The organism is Limnohabitans sp., assembly GCF_036804465.1.
In the GTDB taxonomy this organism is placed as follows: domain Bacteria; phylum Pseudomonadota; class Gammaproteobacteria; order Burkholderiales; family Burkholderiaceae_C; genus Limnohabitans.
This window is the reverse complement of sequence record NZ_DAIRSK010000005.1, coordinates 1-20,129: the sequence shown is the minus strand read 5'-3', so window position 1 is coordinate 20,129 and position 20,129 is coordinate 1. Positions and strand designations below refer to the sequence as shown.

General features: G+C 55.1%; 20 protein-coding genes. 9 read left to right on the top strand and 11 right to left on the bottom strand.

Annotation, left to right across the window (positions count from 1 at the left end; translation table 11 throughout):
* Positions 1 to 22: 22 nt before the first annotated feature.
* The 3 genes from ftsB to V7Q41_RS03545 are packed head-to-tail and all read left to right on the top strand — an operon-like array spanning position 23 to position 1,535.
* Entirely contained in the window at positions 23 to 295 is a 273-nt protein-coding gene (gene ftsB / locus V7Q41_RS03555; protein ID WP_333842886.1) for a cell division protein FtsB, read from the top strand.
* Positions 292 to 903, top strand: a complete 612-nt coding sequence (gene pnuC / locus V7Q41_RS03550) for a nicotinamide riboside transporter PnuC (RefSeq protein ID WP_333842884.1) — start codon at positions 292 to 294, stop codon at positions 901 to 903. The genes ftsB and pnuC overlap by 4 nt, the downstream gene beginning before the upstream one ends.
* A complete protein-coding gene (locus V7Q41_RS03545; protein WP_333842881.1) occupies positions 900 to 1,535 on the top strand; it encodes an ATP-binding protein in 636 nt (211 codons plus the stop codon). The genes pnuC and V7Q41_RS03545 overlap by 4 nt, the downstream gene beginning before the upstream one ends.
* Before the next feature lie 6 nt (positions 1,536 to 1,541).
* On the opposite strand, the gene hslO is transcribed toward V7Q41_RS03545, so the two are convergent.
* The gene (gene hslO, locus V7Q41_RS03540) at positions 1,542 to 2,516 is read right to left on the bottom strand and encodes an Hsp33 family molecular chaperone HslO (RefSeq protein WP_333842879.1); all 975 of its coding nucleotides are present in this window, start codon (positions 2,514 to 2,516) and stop codon (positions 1,542 to 1,544) included.
* Positions 2,516 to 3,040 carry a gamma carbonic anhydrase family protein gene (locus V7Q41_RS03535; RefSeq protein WP_333842876.1) on the bottom strand — a complete coding sequence of 175 codons (525 nt, stop codon included), beginning with the start codon at positions 3,038 to 3,040 and terminating at the stop codon, positions 2,516 to 2,518. Before V7Q41_RS03535 ends, hslO begins: the two co-directional genes overlap by 1 nt.
* Before the next feature lie 40 nt (positions 3,041 to 3,080).
* On the opposite strand from V7Q41_RS03535, the gene V7Q41_RS03530 reads away from it, so the two are divergent.
* A complete protein-coding gene (locus tag V7Q41_RS03530) occupies positions 3,081 to 3,884 on the top strand; it encodes a ferritin-like domain-containing protein (RefSeq protein ID WP_333842874.1) in 804 nt (267 codons plus the stop codon).
* Between the two features lie 8 nt (positions 3,885 to 3,892).
* On the opposite strand, the gene xerD is transcribed toward V7Q41_RS03530, so the two are convergent.
* Complete coding sequence (gene xerD / locus V7Q41_RS03525) at positions 3,893 to 4,819, bottom strand: site-specific tyrosine recombinase XerD (RefSeq protein ID WP_333842872.1); 927 nt, start codon at positions 4,817 to 4,819, stop codon at positions 3,893 to 3,895.
* Between the two features lie 63 nt (positions 4,820 to 4,882).
* On the opposite strand from xerD, the gene V7Q41_RS03520 reads away from it, so the two are divergent.
* From V7Q41_RS03520 to V7Q41_RS03505, 4 genes are all read left to right on the top strand, one after another.
* Entirely contained in the window at positions 4,883 to 5,788 is a 906-nt protein-coding gene (locus tag V7Q41_RS03520) for an AEC family transporter (RefSeq protein ID WP_333842870.1), read from the top strand.
* A 91-nt stretch (positions 5,789 to 5,879) separates the two neighbouring features.
* Positions 5,880 to 6,137 carry a type B 50S ribosomal protein L31 gene (locus tag V7Q41_RS03515; protein ID WP_333842868.1) on the top strand — a complete coding sequence of 86 codons (258 nt, stop codon included), beginning with the start codon at positions 5,880 to 5,882 and terminating at the stop codon, positions 6,135 to 6,137.
* 62 nt (positions 6,138 to 6,199) lie between these two features.
* Positions 6,200 to 7,930, top strand: a complete 1,731-nt coding sequence (locus V7Q41_RS03510) for a hypothetical protein (RefSeq protein WP_333842866.1) — start codon at positions 6,200 to 6,202, stop codon at positions 7,928 to 7,930.
* Between the two features lie 7 nt (positions 7,931 to 7,937).
* A complete protein-coding gene (locus tag V7Q41_RS03505) occupies positions 7,938 to 9,302 on the top strand; it encodes an MATE family efflux transporter (RefSeq protein WP_333842864.1) in 1,365 nt (454 codons plus the stop codon).
* Here V7Q41_RS03505 and glmM read toward each other — a convergent pair.
* From glmM to V7Q41_RS03485, 4 genes are all read right to left on the bottom strand, one after another.
* A complete protein-coding gene (gene glmM, locus V7Q41_RS03500) occupies positions 9,294 to 10,625 on the bottom strand; it encodes a phosphoglucosamine mutase (RefSeq protein ID WP_333842862.1) in 1,332 nt (443 codons plus the stop codon). The genes V7Q41_RS03505 and glmM overlap by 9 nt on opposite strands.
* A 50-nt stretch (positions 10,626 to 10,675) precedes the next feature.
* Positions 10,676 to 11,500 carry a dihydropteroate synthase gene (gene folP, locus V7Q41_RS03495; RefSeq protein ID WP_333842859.1) on the bottom strand — a complete coding sequence of 275 codons (825 nt, stop codon included), beginning with the start codon at positions 11,498 to 11,500 and terminating at the stop codon, positions 10,676 to 10,678.
* Between the two features lie 57 nt (positions 11,501 to 11,557).
* A complete protein-coding gene (ftsH, locus tag V7Q41_RS03490; RefSeq protein ID WP_333842857.1) occupies positions 11,558 to 13,471 on the bottom strand; it encodes an ATP-dependent zinc metalloprotease FtsH in 1,914 nt (637 codons plus the stop codon).
* A 106-nt stretch (positions 13,472 to 13,577) separates the two neighbouring features.
* Positions 13,578 to 14,252: an RlmE family RNA methyltransferase gene (locus tag V7Q41_RS03485; protein ID WP_333842855.1), complete on the bottom strand. Its 675-nt coding sequence runs from the start codon at positions 14,250 to 14,252 to the stop codon at positions 13,578 to 13,580.
* Between the two features lie 46 nt (positions 14,253 to 14,298).
* Here V7Q41_RS03485 and V7Q41_RS03480 point away from each other — a divergent pair, with 46 nt between their 5' ends.
* Positions 14,299 to 14,772 carry a YhbY family RNA-binding protein gene (locus V7Q41_RS03480; RefSeq protein WP_333842853.1) on the top strand — a complete coding sequence of 158 codons (474 nt, stop codon included), beginning with the start codon at positions 14,299 to 14,301 and terminating at the stop codon, positions 14,770 to 14,772.
* On the opposite strand, the gene V7Q41_RS03475 is transcribed toward V7Q41_RS03480, so the two are convergent.
* From V7Q41_RS03475 to carA, 4 genes are all read right to left on the bottom strand, one after another.
* On the bottom strand, positions 14,769 to 15,206 hold the full coding sequence (locus V7Q41_RS03475; RefSeq protein WP_333842850.1) for a DUF4149 domain-containing protein: 438 nt from the start codon (positions 15,204 to 15,206) through the stop codon (positions 14,769 to 14,771). The two genes, V7Q41_RS03480 and V7Q41_RS03475, sit on opposite strands and share 4 nt — an antisense overlap.
* 8 nt (positions 15,207 to 15,214) lie before the next feature.
* Positions 15,215 to 15,691 carry a transcription elongation factor GreA gene (gene greA, locus V7Q41_RS03470; protein WP_333842847.1) on the bottom strand — a complete coding sequence of 159 codons (477 nt, stop codon included), beginning with the start codon at positions 15,689 to 15,691 and terminating at the stop codon, positions 15,215 to 15,217.
* 19 nt (positions 15,692 to 15,710) lie between these two features.
* Positions 15,711 to 18,992 carry a carbamoyl-phosphate synthase large subunit gene (carB, locus tag V7Q41_RS03465; protein ID WP_333842844.1) on the bottom strand — a complete coding sequence of 1,094 codons (3,282 nt, stop codon included), beginning with the start codon at positions 18,990 to 18,992 and terminating at the stop codon, positions 15,711 to 15,713.
* Positions 18,993 to 18,997: 5 nt separating this feature from the next.
* On the bottom strand, positions 18,998 to 20,129 hold a 1,132-nt coding region (gene carA, locus V7Q41_RS03460), incomplete at its 5' end, for a glutamine-hydrolyzing carbamoyl-phosphate synthase small subunit (protein ID WP_333842841.1).

Sequence of the window (20,129 nt, the reverse complement as noted above, 5' to 3'; positions counted from 1 at the left end):
GCCTCATCCCTTGATCAGCTTGATGCTGCGCCCACTCCACCTTGTGCTGATTGTCCTGCTGCTCGTGCTGCAAGCTCAGCTGTGGTTTGGTCGCGGCAGCATCCCTGACGTGATGCGCTTGCGGCAGACCCTGAATGATCAAAAGCAGCAAAACGTCGCTGCGCAGTTGGCCAACGATCGGCTCAGTGCTGAACTCCATGACCTCAAAGACGGTCTGGAAATGGTCGAGGAGCGTGCTCGCTCGGAGATCGGTATGGTCAAGCCAAACGAAGTCTTCGTGCAAATCGCGAAGTGACCGACGTCCTCTTCTCGAGCGCCTTCACCCTCTGGGGTCTCGACACCTCTTGGCTTGAACTCATCGCCGTTTTACTGGCCTTGGCGATGATTGTTTGCAACATCGTGGAGTTGCATTGGGGCTGGCCACTCGCTGCGATCAGCTCGGTGCTGTATTTTTTTTTGTTTTGGAGCCAGCAACTGTATGGCGGTGCTATTTTGCAAGTGCTGTTCATGGTGTTGGCGCTTTGGGGATGGGCGGTGTGGCTGCGTGGCGTGAAAGGTGCACCCTTGTCTGTCACACACCTTCCCCGGCATCAACGCTTGACGTTGGCGCTGAGCGGGTCTGCGCTGTGGCTGGCCATAGGCAGCATGCTCCTGAACTTCACTGATACCGATGTGCCTTGGTGGGACGCCTTTCCCACTGCTTTGAGCTTGATTGGCCAATATTTGCTGGCCCACAAACGCCTAGAAAATTGGGCGATTTGGATCGTTGTCAACTTCGTGGCCACAGGGCTGTTTGCTTGGAAAGGCTTGTGGCTGACTGCACTGCTCTACCTCGTGTTCATTGGGTTGAGTATCTTGGGTTGGCGCACTTGGGCCAAACATCTCAAACAGGAAACTGCATGAAGATCGCCCTGCTAGGCGCGGAAAGCACAGGCAAGACACAACTTGCCAAGGCCCTAGGCGAGCGTTTGCAAAAAACAGGCTTGCTCGTGCACCGTGTGGACGAATACCTGCGCACATGGTGCGATAAACACCAGCGTACACCTCGCCAAGACGAACAACGCCACATGATCGAAACACAAATCGCCCATGAGATGGCCGCGCCAAAGGGCGCGGTGGTGATTGCAGACACAACGCCGTTGATGACAGCGGTTTACAGCCAAATGCTGTTTAACGACAACAGCTTGAATGAATTGGCCTTGGCCCATCAAGCGGTGTACGACATCACCTTGCTCACTGGACTTGATCTACCCTGGAAGAGTGACGGCTTGCAGCGCGATGGCCCGCATGTGCGTGAACCAGTCGACCAACGCTTGCGCCACATGCTCGGGCTTGCTCAGTTGCCCTACCAAGTGGTGTACGGTCAGGGTGAGCAACGCTTGGAAAATGCTTTGTTTTGCATTGCCCGCCAAGCACCGCATTTGGCCGAAAACATCCAGCGATCGGAGCTGTCCGCACGGTGGAGCGGCTCCTGCGAGACCTGCGGTGACGGCGACTGCGAACACCGCTTGTTTAGCAGCCTCCTCAAAGGCTGAAGCGCTCTATTGCAAAGACGAGGGTGCAGGTGCCGGCGTTGCTGTGGCAACAAAAATTTGCGCTGCATCTACCGCGTCATAACGGTATTGCTCGCCACAAAAATCGCAACCCACCTCGACCTCCCCGCGCTCGGCCAAGATGCTCTCCACCTCTTCGGTGCCCAAGCTGCGAATCATGTTGCTGACACGCTCGCGGCTGCATGAGCAGGCAAAGCTGGGTGTGATGGGCTCAAATCGCACCAGTTTTTCTTCCCAAAACAAGCGGCGCAAAATGGTGTCGACATCCAAGTTCAGCAGCTCATCAGCAGTCAAGCTGGAGGCCAAAATAGAAATGCGGTTGTAGTCTTCGTTGCGACCAATTTCGTCTTCATCTTCCATGGTCGCTTTGGCTGACAAATTGCCTTCGCCTTTGATGGGCAAGCGTTGAATCAACAAACCAGCGGCAGTGGTATCGTTGGCGGCCAATACCAAGGTGGTGTCGAGCTGCTCGCTTTGCAGCATGTAGTGCTGCAACACGTCGCTCAACTTATCCAGCTTGTTGCGGTGGTCGTCAAACAAAGGCACCACCCCTTGGTAAGCCTGCTGACCTGGTTTTTTGTTGAGCGGGTCTAGCGTGATGGCACAGCGGCCCTCATTGTTGACATTCACCATCTCTGCCAAGCTGCTCGCGTCGCCCAATTCGCCCACCACTTTGGCGGTGGCACGCAAGCTTAGATTTGGGTTAACTTCAACCACAGCCAGTTTCAAAGGCCCGTCGCCAAAAATTTGCATCACCAAAGCCCCATTGAATTTGATGTTCGATTGCATCAACACCGCAGCCGCTGTCATCTCACCCAGCAAATGGCGCACGGGTTTTGCATAGGGACCCGTTTCCACATTGGCAGCACGGCGCTTGAGCACTTCTTGCCACACATCGGTGAGTTGCACCAACATGCCGCGCACTGGCAAACCATCAAACAAAAATTTATGCAACTGCGACATCAAGCCAACTTCTTTAATCCCGCTTTGTAGCGGTTCTTGTTGTTCACATAGTGCTGCGCGCTGCGACGCAAGCCCTCGATTTGCTCTTGGGTGAGCTGCCGCACCACCTTGGCAGGGCTGCCCACAATCATGGAGCCATCAGGAAACTCTTTGCCTTCGGTCACCAGCGAGCCTGCACCCACCAAGCAGTTCTTGCCAATCTTCGCGCCATTGAGCACGATGGCACCAATACCTATGAGCGACTCATCCCCCACCGTGCAGCCATGCAACTGCACCATGTGACCCACCGTCACATGCTTGCCTATGGTCAACGGCATGCCCACATCGACGTGCAACACGCTGCCGTCTTGGATGTTGGTGCCTTCACCAATGTGGATGGTGGCTGAGTCGCCCCGCACCACACTGCCGAACCACACGCTGCTGTCAGCGGCCATGTGTACGTCGCCCATCACTTGGGCATTGTCAGCCACCCAAGCCGAGTCGGCCATCTGAGGGCTGAGCGCATCGAGTTGATAAATAGTCATGCAAATCTCCAGCGGTGTATTGTTTTCTACAATTGTAAGGATGAGCCTTCGACCTTTAGCCCTCAACGCCTTGTGCATCTGCCAGCCCGATGAAAAAGTTCAGGCCGTGCAGTCACTCTGGGCCCAACAAAACCAAGTGGCTTTGGACACCTCTGAAAACATAAGCCCTGGCGATCACTTGACGCTGCCAGGACGGCCCGCACTGCCGCGGTTGATTCCAGCCCAGCATGTGCCTACGCGCAAGCCCTACACGCCAGAGGGTTTGGCCGCATTGATGCACGCGGTCTGTCACATCGAGTTCAACGCCATCAACCTTGCCTTGGATGCCGTTTGGCGCTTCCCCCACATGCCAGCAGCCTACTACACAGACTGGCTGCGCGTCGCCTATGAAGAGTCGCAACACTTTGCGATGCTGCACATTCATCTCAACAGCATGGGCTACACCTATGGCGACTTTGATGCGCACGATGGTTTGTGGCTCATGTGCCAAAAGACGGCCGACGACGTTCTGGCCCGCATGGCGCTGGTGCCCCGCACCTTAGAAGCACGAGGGCTGGATGCCACACCCTTGATTCAAACCAAGCTTCGCAAAGCCGCCTCGCCTGCCGCTTTGCGCGCAGTCGAACTGTTGGACATCATCCTGCACGAAGAGGTCGGTCACGTGGCCATCGGCAACCACTGGTACCGCTGGCTGAGTGAGCAACGTGGACTCGATCCCCTGTCACTCTACGGCGTGTTGGTGCAGCGCTACGAAGCGCCCAAGCTGCGACCACCTTTCAACGAGGAGGCTCGAAAACGTGCGGGCTTTACTGACGTTGAACTGAGTTACTTGCGCGGCGCTTGATTGTCTAGTCAACCTCGCGGGTGATGCTGCCCGTGCAAACTCTTCAAGCGCTCACGCGCAATGTGCGTGTAGATGGTGGTGGTAGAAATATCCGCATGCCCGAGCAGCATTTGCACCGCACGCAAATCTGCACCATGGTTGAGCAAATGGGTGGCAAAAGCATGACGCAGCGTGTGCGGCGAAATCGGAACGTGGATGTTGGCCTGCAAAGCATATCTTTTGATGAGTTGCCAAAACATGGCACGCGTCATGGACTCACCCGCGTTTTTTCCGCGCACTGTGACAAACAAAGCCTGCGTTTGGTGGCCAGCCAAAAGCAATGGACGCACCTCGCTCAAATAACGTTGCAGCCAATCACGGGCCTCCTCGCCAAACGGCACCAAGCGCTCTTTGCTGCCTTTGCCCATGATGCGCAACACGCCGTCGTTCAAACTCACGTGCAGGGTTTTGAGGTCCACCAATTCGCTCACACGCAAGCCACTGGCGTAAATGAGCTCCAGCATGGCACGGTCGCGCAGGCCTAAGCCGGTGGACACATCCGGCGCGTGGAGCAGACTGTCGACCTGCGCTTGCGTCAAACTTTTGGGTGCTCGCGCAGGCTGCTTGGCAGTGAGCAACTTCAGCGTGGGGTCAGCCACCAAGATGCGCTCACGCAAGGCCCATCGGTAAAACCTCTTGAAAACCGTCAACCGACGGTTGGCACTGGTGGCTTTGGTCTGGGCGTGGCGATACGCAAAGTACTGTTGCAAGTCTGATTCTTGCGCTGCCAGCAAATGTGTACCTTGTGCATTCAACCAAGAAGACAGCAAATTCAAGTCTCGCCGATAAGCAGCCAAACTGTTTGGCGCCAAGCCGTGCTCTAGCCAAAGCGCATCAATGAAGATATCAATGTTGGCATCGGGCGCTGCAGCTTGAATGGGCGTGGGATGTGTCATGTGAGCGTCCATCGTAAACGCTTGTGAAGCACAGCCGCTTTGGACAGCGGTTATTCTCTCGTGGTGAATTACGTTCAACTGCTCTTACCCGACTTCTCTCTCATCCTGTGTGGTTATTTGGTTTGTCAATACACCGCCCTCAACCGCACGGTGTGGGAGCAGGTAGAGAGTTTGGTTTACTTTCTCTTATTTCCGATTTTGTTGTTTCACTCCATCGTGCGAACGCCTTTGGATTTGCATGCCGCTTCGCATCTCATCATGGCGGGTTTGCTGCTGGGTTTGAGTGGCATTGGCTTGTCTTATGTGCTGCCAAAGCTGCCATTTTTACGCCAACACATTGACACCCGCTTGCATGCAGCCAGCGCTCAGGTGGCGTTTCGGTTCAACTCATTCATTGCCTTGGCATTGACAGAACGCATTGCGGGGCCACAAGCCTTGTTGCTGATTGCCGTGCTGATTGGTGTGTGCGTGCCCATGTTCAATGTGGCTGCCGTGTGGCCCATGGCCCGACATGCCCAACGCAGCTTTGCTCGTGAGCTGATTCGCAACCCGCTCATCTTGGCCACCGTCTCTGGCTTACTCGCCAACACCGCGGGCCTGCACATCCCCAATTGGGCGGAGCCCACCTTGCAACGCATGGGTGGCGCATCGCTGGCCTTAGGCCTCATGGCAGCAGGTGCGGGCATGGAGTTTGGTCATTTGATGAAAGGCAAGGCTTTGGCAGTGGCGTTGCTGGCCATCCGACACCTCATCACCCCCTTGATTGCCTGCGGACTGGCCAGCGCATTCGCGCTCGACCACACGCAAACCAGCGTATTGTTGGCCTTTTCGGCCCTACCCACTGCCTCAAGCTGCTATGTGCTGGCCGCCCGAATGGGCTACAACGGGCCTTTTGTGGCGGGATTGGTCACGCTTTCCACCGTGTTGGGCATGCTCAGCCTGCCATTTGCCTTGGGCGTATTACGCTGAAAGGCCACGCTTTCGTGGCATAATAATGCGTTTTGCGGAAAGTGTGTCGAAATAGGTCGGCGTGGCTACCGCAGCTGCTCAAGGAAAAGCGATGAAAGAAGGCATTCACCCCAACTACCGTGAAATTTGTTTCATGGACATGTCTAACGGTTTCAAATTTGTGACGCGCTCATGCGCCAGCACAAAAGAAATGATCAAGATGGAAGACGGCCGCGATTTGCCGTTGTACAAACTCGATACCACCAGCGAGTCACACCCCTTCTACACTGGCACACAAAAGTCTGTTGACAACATGGGTGGCCGCGTTGAGCGCTTCCGTAACAAGTACGGCAAGACCATCGCCAAGTAAGCCCATCGCTCACTTCAAACAAGGCAGCCCGGCTCTCCGCGCTGCCTTTTTTATTTAAAAACGTGACCCAACCTAATCCCGCCATCGTTCCTCAGAGTGCTGTGCGCCGTTTGCCACGCATTGCGCTTTGGCTTTTTTGTGCAGCCTATGTCTTGCCTGGCATGTTTGGGCGTGAACCTTGGAAGGGCAATGAGTTCAACACCTTCAGCTACATGTTGGCACTTGCTGAAGGCTCAAGCGATTGGCTCACCCCAAGCATTTGGGGACGGCTGCCCGAGCTCGACGCCTTGCTGCCTTATTGGTTGGGTGCATGGGCCATTCAAATCGCCCCCCCTTGGATGTCAGCTGGCTTGGCGGTCCGCATTCCGTTTGCGATGCTCTTAGCCCTCACCTTGGCCAGCACTTGGCACGGCGTGTATTACTTGGCATTGAGCCCACAGGCGCAGCCCGTTGCGTTTGCATTCGGGGGTGAGGCCAAGCCCAAAGACTATGCCCGCACCATTGCGGATGGTGCGGTATTGGCCCTCATCGCTTGCCTAGGATTGGCGCTTTTGTCGCATGAAGTTAGCCCCATCTTGATGCAACTGGCGCTGGTCAGCTTTGTGTTTTACGGCGTAGCGGCACTGCCCTATCACCCTCGCTACAGTTTGACTGCAGTCACCATCGGTCTGTTGGGGCTGTGCCTCAGTGGCGCTCCCAGTTTTGCAGTGTTGATGGCTGTGGGCAGTGGGCTTTTGTGCTTGCTGGATCGGCAAAGCACATCGATACAAACCGCACGTTTGCATGCGCTTTGGCTTTTTCTGGTGGGCATGCTGGTCGCGGCTTTGGCTTACACCTTGGACATCTGGCACTGGCGCTTGCTGCCCTTGCATGACGATCCACAAGCGTGGCGCAGTTTGTTGCGTTTGTTGGTCTGGTTCACTTGGCCTGCATGGCCCTTGACTTTATGGACGCTTTGGCGATGGCGTCGTCAATGGGCCTCGCTGCACTGGAGTCGCCACCTGGTGTTGCCCATGTGGTTCACCGCGCTCACCGTCAGTACAGCGCTGTTGACGCACTCATCCAGCCGCACCTTGTTGTTGGCACTGCCAGCGTTTGCCACGCTGGCAGCCTTCGCACTGCCTACCCTGCGTCGCAGTGTGGCGGCTTTGATTGACTGGTTCACGCTGCTGTTTTTCTCAGGTTCAGCGCTGATCATTTGGATCATTTGGATCGCGATGCAAACAGGTTGGCCCACAACGCCAGCAAAAAATGTGGCGCGATTGGCGCCAGGCTTTGAACCTAGCTTTGGATGGCTGGCTTTCATTGTGGCGTTGGCGGCTACTGCCATGTGGGGTTGGTTGGTGGTTTGGCGCTCAGCCAAAAATCGTCATGCCTTATGGAAAAGTTTGGTGTTGCCTGCGGGCGGCGCTGCCTTGTGCTGGCTGCTGCTGCTCACGCTATGGCTGCCACTTTTGGATTTCGCTTTCAGCTACAAACCTTGGGTGCAACAAATACAAACTGTGATGGCCAAACAAGATGCGGGCAAAACACATGATGTCTGTTTGCTTAGCTATGGTTTGAATACCAGCCAGATGACGGCATTCCACTACCACGGCGGGTTTGATGTGAAGCCTGTCGACAAGGCAAGTGCCGCGCAACAGCTTGGCTGCCCTTGGCTCGTGGTTGACAACGATTTACGCCCAGAGCTCCCACAAGTTGTTCGTTTGAATGAATGGACTCGCGTGCGAAGCATTTATCGCCCAGCAGATAAAAAAGAAAACGTGACGCTGTATCACCGTCGTCAACCTTGAGTCAAGGATGAGCAAGGAACGCACCATCATCATGCAGCATGCCGGTACGGTGATGATCGGTCAACTGGCCGTGATGGCATTCAGCATCATCGATACGCTGGTTGCTGGCCACTTTGCGGACACAGCACTCGCTGCATTGGCTGTGGCTTCCGCTACCTATGTCACGGTGCATATCTCGCTCATGGGAATGCTGCAAGCCTTGTTGCCCGTCTGGGCTGAGTTGCAAGGTGCCCAACGCCATCAAGAGGTGGGTCGATCCGTTCGACAAGCCTTGTATCTGTGCGCGATCACTTCAAGCCTTGGAATGTGGGCGCTGCTTTGCCCCGGACCATTGCTGAACTGGACGCAAGTACCCCCTGATTTACAAGCGGATGTGCGTTCGTACCTCACGATTGTGGCGTTTGGTCTCCCTGCATCTTTGCTGTTTCGGATGTACAGCACGCTGAACCAAAGCTTGGGAAAGCCTCAGTTGGTCACCTGGGTGCAAGTAGGTGCTTTGGTGGTCAAAATTCCTCTGTCCATCATGTTGGTTTTGGGTATTCCAGGTGTGCTGCAGCCCATGGGCTTGGCTGGGTGTGCATGGGCCACGTTGGCGGTCACTTTGATGATGATTGCTTTGGCGATATGGCTGATACGCACACAAGACTTTTACACGCCCTACCGCATTTGGGAGCCCATGGAAAAACCCCATGCAGCCACCCTGTTGCACTTCTTGCGTTTGGGTCTGCCCAGTGGTTTGGCGATTGGCGTAGAGGTCACCTCCTTCACGCTGATGTCGTTGTTCATTGCACGCTTGGGTGTGGTGGCCACCGCTAGCCATCAAATCGCAGCCAATATGGCGGCCGTGCTCTACATGGTTCCTTTGTCGCTCTCGATTGCCTGCAGCGCACGCGTGAGTTATTGGATTGGTGCGGGCCAAATCACGCGCGCACGTCAGTCCTTGCGAACAGGGTTGGGTTTGATCTTGCTGATGAGTTTGAGCTTGGCCGCATTGATGGGTTGGCAATCCCAAACCATTGCACAGCTCTATACCCAATCCATCCAAGTGGCTACGCAGGCGGGCACCTTGTTGCTGTGGTTGATGCTCTACCACGTGGCAGATGCCGTGCAAGTGTTTTGTGTGTTCACGCTGCGTTGCTATGGCATCACGTTTTTTCCGCTCATCACCTACACTTTTTTGCTGTGGGGTTTGGGCTTGACAGGCGGATACGTGGTGGCCTACGGGGTAGGCTTTGATAGCTCTGACCTGACTTGGCTCACAGCACAGTCGCCCATGGCCTTTTGGCAAATGGGCAGCTTGGCTTTGTGCATCACAGCAGCCGTTTTATTGCCCGTGCTATGGCGAGCAGCTTATCGCCTCGAACTACGCTGACAACGTATCGGCAATGCGTTTGGCGCATGCCTTGGCCTGTAATTCATCGCGCGCTTCCACCATCACGCGCACCAGTGGCTCTGTGCCACTGGCTCGAATCAACACACGGCCAGTGTCGCCCAGCTCGGCCTCGGCCTTTTGCACTTCTTCTTGCATGCGGGCATTCGATTGCCAGTCTTGACCTGGACGCAAACGAACATTCAGCAAGGTTTGTGGGAACAATGTCACGTCTTTGAGCAACTCGGCCATGGTCTTGCCACTGCGCACGCAGGTCTGCAAAATTTGCAAAGCGCTGACCAAACCGTCGCCCGTGGTGTGCTTGTCCAAAGCCAGTAAGTGGCCTGAGCCTTCACCACCCAAAATCCATCCACGTTGAGCGAGTTCTTCCAACACGTATCGGTCGCCCACCTTGGCACGCACAAACTCAACACCACGTTTTTTCAAGGCTAATTCCACCGCCATGTTGGTCATCAAGGTACCCACCACACCAGGCAGCACTTCGTCATTCGCCAAACGATCGTCAGCCATCAAATAGAGCAGTTCGTCGCCGTTGTACAAACGCCCATGCGCATCCACCAATTGCAGGCGATCTGCATCGCCATCGAGCGCAATGCCAAAGTCAGCGTGGTTGTCTTTGACTGCACGTACCAAAGCCTCGGGATGCGTGGCGCCTACTTCGTGGTTGATGTTCAAGCCATCTGGGCTGCAACCAATGGCAATCACCTCAGCCCCCAACTCGTGAAACACCTTGGGTGCAATGTGATAGGCGGCACCGTGTGCGGCATCCACCACAATCTTCAAGCCTTTGAGCGTCAGGTCGTTTGAGAAAGTACTTTTGCAAAACTCGATGTAGCGGCCAGCAGCATCTACCAAGCGTTTGGTTTTACCAAGGTTGGCTGAATCTGCCCAGACGGGGGTTTGGTCTAAAGCAACTTCTACAGCTTTCTCCCAAGCATCTGTGAGCTTCTTGCCTTGTGCACTGAAAAACTTGATTCCGTTGTCAGGAAACGGATTGTGACTGGCGCTGATGACCACCCCAAGACTTGCGCGTTGCGCACTGGTGAGGAAGGCCACACCAGGAGTAGGCAAGGGGCCAAGCAACAGCACATTGACGCCAGCTGAGTTAAATCCAGACTCAAGCGCTGACTCCAACATGTACCCCGAAATTCGGGTGTCTTTGCCAATCAATACCGTCGGGTGGGCTTCGGTTTGCTTCAGCACGCGGCCTACAGCGTGGGCCAAACGCAATACAAAGTCTGGCGTGATGGGCGCTTGCCCCACAGTGCCACGAATGCCGTCTGTGCCGAAATATCTGCGTGTCATCTCTTGTGCCTTCGGTCTATTTTGATTGTTATCGGTTTGAAGCCATTATCTCAAACCCTTGCAGCTTGCCACACTTTGATGGCCTGCACGGTTGGCGCCACATCATGCACGCGCACAAGACGCGCGCCTCGCTCGATCGCCAACACGGCAGCCGCCACGCTAGGGACCATACGCTCGCCCGCCTCGCAACCCGATACAGCACCGATGGATGACTTGCGTGACCAGCCCACGAGCAAGGGATACCCCAAGCCCAACAACTGGTCTTGATGAACCAGCAACTCAAAGTTTTGCGCGACAGTTTTGCCAAAGCCCACGCCAGGGTCGATCGCGATGCGGTTTTGCGGCACGCCCAAGGCTTGAAGGGCTTGGGTGTGTTCGTTCAAAAATTCAACCACCGGTCGAATTGAGCTGCCCTGCATGGTCAAAGTCTGCATGGTTTGCGGCTCACCGTGCATGTGCATCAAACACACGCCGCAACTGGTGTGCGCCGCCACTGCTTGCTGCGCACCAGCCTGGCGCAAAGCCCATACATCGTTGATGATGTCAACCCCCGCATCCAATACCGCTTGCATCACGCCCGCCTTGTAGGTATCAATAGAGATAGGCACATTCAAACGAACTGCTTCACGCACCACGGGCAGCACACGCGCCAACTCGTCTTCCAGCGTCACAGCAACTGCGCCTGGACGGGTGGACTCCCCGCCAATGTCCAAAATGTGTGCACCCTCTTTGAGCAGTTGCTCGCAATGCGTCAAAGCCTCACGCGTGCTGGCGTGCTGGCCACCATCCGAGAACGAGTCAGGCGTGACATTGACAATGCCCATCACCAGAGGTTGGCTGAGGTCCAAGCGAAAACGTGTGGTTTGCCAAAACATACAAGCTCCATGAGAAACGGGGCTTTCGCCCCGTTTCTGTATCCATACCAAATTGTTTTAAGCAGCCGTGGGTGCTGGATCCGGTTGCACAGCAGGCGCGCCGCCGCCGCTGTCACCGCCAGAAGGGGTGCGAGGTGTCCAGTCTTTGGGTGGACGAGGCTCGCGGCCGGCCATGATGTCATCGATTTGGTCTTTGTCGATGGTTTCCCATTCGAGCAAAGCCTTTGCCATGGTGTGCATCTTGTCTGAGTTTTCTTCAATCAAGCGGCGTGCCAAGGTGTATTGGGAGTCGATGATGCTGCGCACCTCCATGTCCACCTTTTGCATGGTGGCTTCGGACATGTTGGTGGTTTTGGTCACAGAGCGACCCAAAAACACTTCGCCTTCGTTTTCGGCATACACCATGGGGCCCAAAGCTTGGGTCATGCCGTAGCGCATCACCATGTCACGGGCAATGGAGGTGGCACGCTCAAAGTCGTTGCTGGCACCCGTGGTCATTTGGTTCATGAACACCTCTTCAGCAATACGACCACCAAACAACATGCTGATTTGGTTCAGCATGAATTCTTTGTCATAGCTGTAGCGGTCTTGTGCAGGCAGGCTCATGGTCACACCCAAAGCACGGCCGCGAGGAATGATGGTGACTTTGTGCACGGGGTCGCACTTGGGCAATAACTTACCAATCAAAGCATGACCCGACTCGTGGTAAGCCGTGTTGCGACGCTCTTCTTCGGGCATGACCATGCTCTTGCGCTCGGGGCCCATCAAGATTTTGTCTTTGGCCTTTTCAAAGTCGACCATCTCCACCACGCGTGCATTTCGACGTGCTGCCATCAAAGCAGCCTCGTTGCACAAGTTGGCCAAATCAGCACCGCTCATGCCAGGCGTGCCGCGGGCAATGATGCTGGCATTGACGTCTTGGCCGATGGGCACTTTGCGCATGTGCACATTCAAAATTTGCTCACGACCACGGATGTCGGGCAACGTGACATACACCTGACGGTCAAAACGACCGGGACGCAGCAAAGCAGCATCCAAAATGTCTGGACGGTTGGTGGCAGCCACCACGATCACGCCGAGGTTGGTTTCGAAGCCATCCATCTCGACCAGCATTTGGTTCAAGGTTTGCTCGCGTTCGTCGTTACCACCCCCTACGCCGGCGCCGCGTTGGCGACCCACAGCATCAATCTCGTCAATGAAGATGATGCAAGGCGCGTTCTTTTTGGCGTTCTCGAACATGTCACGCACACGCGCAGCGCCCACACCCACAAACATTTCAACAAAGTCAGAACCAGAGATGCTGAAGAACGGCACTTTGGCTTCGCCAGCAATGCCTTTGGCCAGCAAAGTCTTACCAGTACCGGGAGGTCCGACCAACAACAAACCGCGAGGAATACGACCACCCAGTTTTTGGAAACGCTGTGGATCTTTCAAAAAGTCCACCACCTCTTTCACTTCTTCCTTGGCTTCGTCGCAACCTGCCACGTCCGCAAACGTGACTTGGTTGTTGTTCTCATCCAGCATGCGCGCTTTGCTTTTACCAAAACTGAATGCGCCACCTTTGCCGCCGCCTTGCATCTGGCGCATGAAGTACACCCAAACACCAATCAAGAGCAACATGGGACCCCAGCTCACCAGCAAGGTCATGAGAAGCGAGCCTTCTTCGCGGGGCTTGACATCAAACTTCACCCCGTTGGCAATGAGGTCGCCCACCAAGCCACGGTCCAAGTAAGTGGCCGTGGTGCGAATCTTGCGCTCGTCATTGGTCACCGCGCTAATTTCTGTGCCGCCCTGACCTTCTTGGATGGTGGCAGTCTTGATCCGCTTGGCACGAACTTCTTCAAGAAAGTCCGAATAACCCAAGTAGCCAGAGCCTACGCCAGGACGCGTTTCAAATTGTTTGAAGACGGTAAACATCACCAAAGCGATGACCAACCAAACAGCGACTTTTGAGAACCATTGATTATTCAATGTGGGCTCCGAAATAAAAAGAGTACGAGATGTACTGAGATGGGTTTGATTTTAGGCGTTTCAAGCGCTGGGTCCACTTATATCGTATGCGCAGGCCTTATGAAATTCAAGGTTTTGCTAAAACGCGACTTTTTAGACCCATTCCGACCAAAAAAGTTTCACTTGATTTGTCTCGGCTGGCCTTGGGCTTGATGGGCTTGACCGTGCGAAAGGTACTTTTGAACAGGGTCACCAAATCGCTATAGCCGCTGCCGTGAAAAAGCTTGACCACCAATGCGCCGTCGTCTTTGAGGTGCTTTTGCGCGAAATCAACAGCCAATTCAATCAAATGGGCAATGCGGGTGGCATCCGTTGACGCAATGCCGCTCAGGTTGGGGGCCATGTCTGACACCACCACATCCACAATGCGGCCATCTAAGGCCGCTTCCAGCAGAGCCAAGACCTCTTGCTCACGGAAGTCACCTTGTATAAAGGTCACGCCCTCCACCGGCTCCATCGCCAACATATCCAAACCAATGATGGTGCCGTTCAGGGAACCCGCCGCGGCACCCGTAGGCGACATGCGACGGCGCAGGTATTGACACCAAGCACCAGGCGCGCAACCCAAGTCCACCACCACGTTGCCAGATTTGACAAGGCCGAGCTGCTCATCGATCTCTTTGAGTTTGTAGGCTGCACGTGCTCGGTAGCCCTCTTTTTGTGCCAGCTTGACGTAGGTGTCGTTCACATGATCGTTCAACCATGACTTATTGACTTTTTTGCTTTTAGTTTTAGCTTTCAATTCAACCCTTCATTCGTCCACCCCAGCGAGCGGGGATAATACCTGCATGTCTGCAATACAACTCACACCTGCTCAACGCAAAATTCACCGTGCCGAAGCACACCACCTAGACCCTGTCGTGATGATTGGCAACGATGGTTTAACACCAGCCGTCATCAAAGAAGCAGACATGGCCCTGAATGCCCATGGCCTGATCAAAATCCGCGTCTTGGGCGACGACCGCCCTGCACGCGAAGCCATGTTGGCTGCTTTGGCAGACCAACTCAGCGCAGCACCGATTCAACACATCGGAAAACTATTTGTGCTTTGGCGCCCACGCGCAGAAAAAGAACGCACTGCTGATGAAGACCGCATGGCGGGCCCACGCGATGTCAAAGTGCTGAAGTACAGCAGCCGTGGCGGCCAGCGCCCTGAAGTCAAAACTCTGCGCGTGCTGGGCAATCAACGCCTGACTTCAGGCGGTCAAGTCAAGCGCGCCAAACCGAAAAAGATTTCGATCAAAAAACGCACACTGGGTTAATCGGTTTTCGTCGCGTCCGCTGCAACAGCTGGCTCAGACTTCAGTGGGCTCTTCGCCCAAAGCACCTGACCAGCGCACAACCACTGGAAAAAATAAAACGCTGAACCCAGGTTGTGCCACAAAGCCAAGTTGTCTCGCGCCAAGATATGTGGTTTCGCTGCAAACTCAATCAGCAAAGCCAACAACATACCTGCAATCACCCAAGGAGACGGTGTGTGGCGGTGATGCACCAAGTTTTCGCGCTTGGCGGCCCACAGCAACAAGAGGCCACAAAACAATGCCAGCCAAGTTTGAGCGCTGAATAATTTTGCAGCCATCTGCCCCGCGATGGCCGGTGTTTCCAAATGCACAAATAGCATAGGCACCACCCCAAACCCAACTGCAGTGAGGCTACCCCACCATAAGGCAGCTATAAAAATTTGTAGCCGCACCATGCCAGAAGTTACAGGTAAGAGACTGTGACGACCTCGTAGCGCTTCACACCGCCTGGCGCTTGCACCTCGGCCACATCGCCTTCTTCCTTACCAATCAGGGCACGGGCAATAGGACTGCTGATGTTGATGAGGCCGAGTTTCAAATCGGCCTCGTCTTCGCCCACGATTTGATACGTGACTTTGTCGCCTGTTTCTTCCTCTTCCAAGGCCACGGTGGCCCCAAATACAACGCGGCCGCCCGCATCTAACTCAGCAGGATCGATGATTTTGGCCACTGACAATTTGCCCTCAATCTCTTGAATGCGGCCTTCGATGAAACCTTGACGGTCTTTGGCGGCATCGTATTCGGCGTTCTCGCTCAAGTCGCCTTGGGCCCGGGCTTCGGCAATTGCAGCGATGACAGAGGGGCGCTCAACGGTTTTGAGTTTGTGCAACTCGTCTTTGAGCTTTTCTGCGCCACGTTTGGTAATCGGTACTGTACTCATCGTATTTCCTTGAGGCGTCTTAGTTCACAGCCAACTGGGCGTGCATTTCCTGCACCGAAATGACATCCAACGTGTCCATGTACTTCATGCCTTCAACTGCCGCTTCTGCGCCAGCGATGGTGGTGAAAGTCGTGACCCGGTTGAGCAATGCCGAGGTGCGAATATAGCGCGAGTCGACAATCGCATTGCGCCGCTCTTCGACGGTGTTGATGACCAAAACCACTTCGTTGTTTTTGATGGCGTCCACGATGTGGGGGCGGCCTTCAGCCACTTTGTTGACCACAGCACAAGACACGCCAGCCTCGGCAATCGCTGCCGCAGTGCCCTTGGTGGCCATCATCTCAAAACCCAAAGCAGCCAACTGTCGCGCCACTTCGATGACTCGCAGTTTGTCGTTGTTCTTCACAGAGATGAACACTTTGCCCGTGGAGCGGCCATCCGCATCGCGCGAACGTGGCAATTTAGTGCCTGCGCCCAACTGGCTTTTAACAAAAGCTTCACCAAAGGTCTTGCCCACGCCCATGACTTCACCGGTGGACTTCATCTCGGGGCCGAGGATGGTGTCAACACCCGGGAACTTCACAAACGGAAACACCGCTTCTTTGACGCTGAAATAAGGCGGTGTGACTTCCTGGGTGATCCCTTGAGATGCGAGGGTTTGACCCGCCATGCAGCGCGCCGCCACCTTAGCCAGCTGAATGCCTGTGGCTTTGGAAACAAAGGGCACGGTGCGTGAGGCGCGTGGATTGACCTCCAACACATAGATCACGTCTTGGCCGTCCACATGTTGAATGGCGAACTGCACGTTCATCAAACCGACCACGTTCAAAGCGCCCGCCATCGCAGCAGACTGGCGCTTGAGTTCGTTGACGGTTTGTACCGACAAAGAATAAGGGGGCAATGAACAAGCTGAATCACCACTGTGCACACCCGCTTGCTCGATGTGTTCCATCACGCCGCCGATAAAGGTCTTGCCCTCTGGGTCGCGCAGGCAGTCCACATCGCACTCAATCGCGTCGTTCAGGAAACGGTCCAGCAGCACGGGTGAGTCGTGTGACACCTTGACCGCTTCACGCATGTAGCGCTCCAAGTCACGTTGCTCGTGCACGATTTCCATCGCACGACCACCCAACACATAACTAGGGCGGACCACCAAGGGGTAGCCCAAAGCTGCCGCTTTTTCCAATGCTTCTGGTTCGGTACGAGCCGTGGCGTTGGGAGGTTGACGCAGACCCAGGTCGTGCAACAACTTTTGAAAGCGTTCGCGGTCCTCGGCTGCATCAATCATGTCTGGGCTGGTGCCGATGATGGGTACGCCAGCCGCCTCCAAATCAAGCGCCAACTTCAAAGGGGTTTGACCCCCGTATTGCACGATCACGCCGGAGGGTTTTTCTTTGTCGACAATTTCAAGCACGTCTTCGAGTGTCAAGGGCTCGAAATACAAACGGTCAGAGGTGTCGTAGTCGGTCGACACGGTCTCGGGGTTGCAGTTGACCATGATGGTTTCATAGCCGTCCTCACGCATCGCCAGCGCAGCGTGCACACAGCAGTAGTCAAACTCAATGCCCTGCCCAATGCGGTTGGGTCCGCCGCCGAGCACCATGATTTTTTTGTTGTTGGAGGGTTCAGCTTCGCACTCGGCGTCGCCCAAACCAAAGGCGTTGCCATTGCCTTCGTAGCACGAATACATGTAGGCCGTGTCGGTGGCAAATTCGGCCGCACAGGTGTCTACGCGTTTGTAAACGGGGCGAATGTTGAGTTCATGGCGACGCGCGCGCACCACGTGCTCTGTCGTTTTCAGCAACTTGGCCAAACGGCGATCTGAGAAGCCCTTCTTTTTCAAGGCACGCAATTCATCCGCGGAGATGGCGTCAAGCGTGGTGGTTTCGACTTCTAGCTCGATCTTCACAATCTCTTCAATTTGCACCAAGAACCAAGGGTCGATCTTGGTCAAGGCAAACACCTCTTGCACACTCAGCCCCATGGCAAACGCATCACCCACATACCAAATGCGGTCTGGGCCGGGCTCGCCTAACTCTTTTTCAAGCACCTCACGGTCTTGCGTTTTCTCGTTCATGCCGTCTACGCCGACTTCCAAGCCGCGCAGTGCTTTTTGGAAGGACTCTTGGAAGGTCCGGCCCATGGCCATGACCTCGCCCACTGATTTCATTTGGGTGGTTAAACGGCTGTCGGCAGTTGGGAATTTTTCAAAGGCAAAGCGTGGAATCTTGGTCACCACATAGTCAATCGAAGGCTCAAACGATGCGGGCGTGGCCCCGCCCGTGATGTCGTTGCGCAACTCATCGAGGGTGTAGCCCACGGCGAGCTTGGCTGCGACTTTGGCAATCGGAAAACCAGTGGCTTTGGAAGCCAAGGCAGATGAACGCGAGACACGGGGGTTCATCTCGATGACCACCATGCGGCCGTCTTTGGGGTTGATAGAAAACTGCACGTTGGAGCCGCCGGTATCCACACCAATTTCGCGCAACACAGCCAACGAGGCGTTACGCAGGATCTGGTATTCCTTGTCGGTCAAGGTTTGTGCAGGTGCCACCGTGATCGAGTCACCCGTGTGCACGCCCATCGGGTCCAAGTTCTCAATGGAGCAAACAATGATGCAGTTGTCCGCCTTGTCGCGCACCACCTCCATCTCATACTCTTTCCAACCAAGCAAAGACTCTTCGATCAGCAACTCGTTGGTCGGCGAAGCTTCCAAGCCGCGCTTGCAAATGACTTCGAATTCCTCAGGGTTGTAAGCAATGCCGCCGCCTGTGCCGCCCAGCGTGAAGCTAGGACGAATGACGGTGGGGAAACCCAAACTTTTTTGCACATCCCACGCCTCTTCCATGCTGTGGGCAATGCCTGAGCGCGCAGAACCCAAACCAATTTTGGTCATGGCATCTTTGAACTTCAAACGGTCTTCGGCCTTGTCGATGGCTTCGGGCGTTGCGCCAATCAGCTCAACTTTGTACTTGGCCAACACGCCGTGGTGCCACAAGTCCAAGGCGCAGTTGAGTGCGGTTTGGCCACCCATGGTGGGCAAAATAGCATCTGGGCGCTCTTTGGCAATGATCTTCTCAACCGTTTGCCAAGTGATGGGCTCGATGTAAGTGACGTCTGCGGTGTCAGGGTCGGTCATGATCGTGGCAGGGTTGCTGTTGATCAGAATGACTTTGTAACCCTCTTCACGCAATGCTTTGCAAGCCTGCACGCCAGAGTAGTCGAACTCGCAAGCCTGACCAATGATGATCGGGCCCGCGCCTATGATGAGAATGCTTTTGAGGTCTGTACGCTTGGGCATGGGGTTTACTTCGCCTCCATCAGTTGGATGAAGCGGTCAAAAAGATAAGCAATGTCGTGCGGTCCGGGCGATGCTTCAGGGTGACCTTGGAAGCAAAACGCGGGCTTGTCGGTGCGGGCCAAGCCCTGCAAGGTGCCGTCAAACAAAGACACGTGTGTCGCACGCAAATGGGCTGGCAAAGATTTTTCGTCCACCGCAAAACCGTGGTTTTGGCTGGTGATGGACACACGACCTGAGTCAAGGTCTTTCACTGGATGGTTGGCACCGTGGTGGCCAAACTTCATCTTGAACGTGTTGGCACCACTTGCCAAGGCCATGATTTGATGACCCAGACAAATGCCAAAAGTCGGGATGCCGGTTTCAATCAATTCAGCCGCCGCCGCAATCGCGTAATCGCAAGGCTGAGGATCCCCTGGGCCATTGGACAAGAAGATGCCATCAGGCTGGTGTTTGAGCACTTCAGCGGCGGATGTTTGAGCCGGCACCACCGTCACTTTGCAGCCGCGCTGGGCCAACATGCGCAAGATGTTTTTCTTGACGCCAAAGTCGTAAGCGACCACATGGAACTGAGGCGCGGTCAAGTTGCCGTAGCCTTCACCCAAAGTCCACTCAGTTTGGGTCCACACATATGCATTGGACACCGTCACTTGTTGCGCCAAATCAAGCCCAGCCATATGGGGTGCGCCTTGGGCGGCGGCCACGGCTTGGTCAATCAAAGTGTGTGTCACCTCTTGGCCTTGGGTCAAGCCCACGATCGCGCCGTTTTGCGCACCCTTGGTGCGCAATATGCGGGTCAATTGGCGGGTGTCAATGTTGGCAATGGCCACGGTGCCTGCATCCGCCAAATAGGTCGACAAGGTTTGGCTAGAGCGAAAGTTGCTTGCCACCAAGGGCAAGTCTTTGATGATCAAGCCAGCAGCATGGACTTTGTCAGATTCGATGTCTTCCACGTTGACGCCGTAATTGCCGATATGCGGATACGTCAAAGTGACGATCTGCTGGCAGTAGCTGGGGTCAGTTAGGATTTCCTGATAGCCGGTGAGTGAGGTGTTGAACACCACCTCGCCGACTGTGGAGCCAGAGGCTCCGATCGAGTTGCCGATAAAGACCGTGCCGTCTGCGAGCGCCAAGATGGCG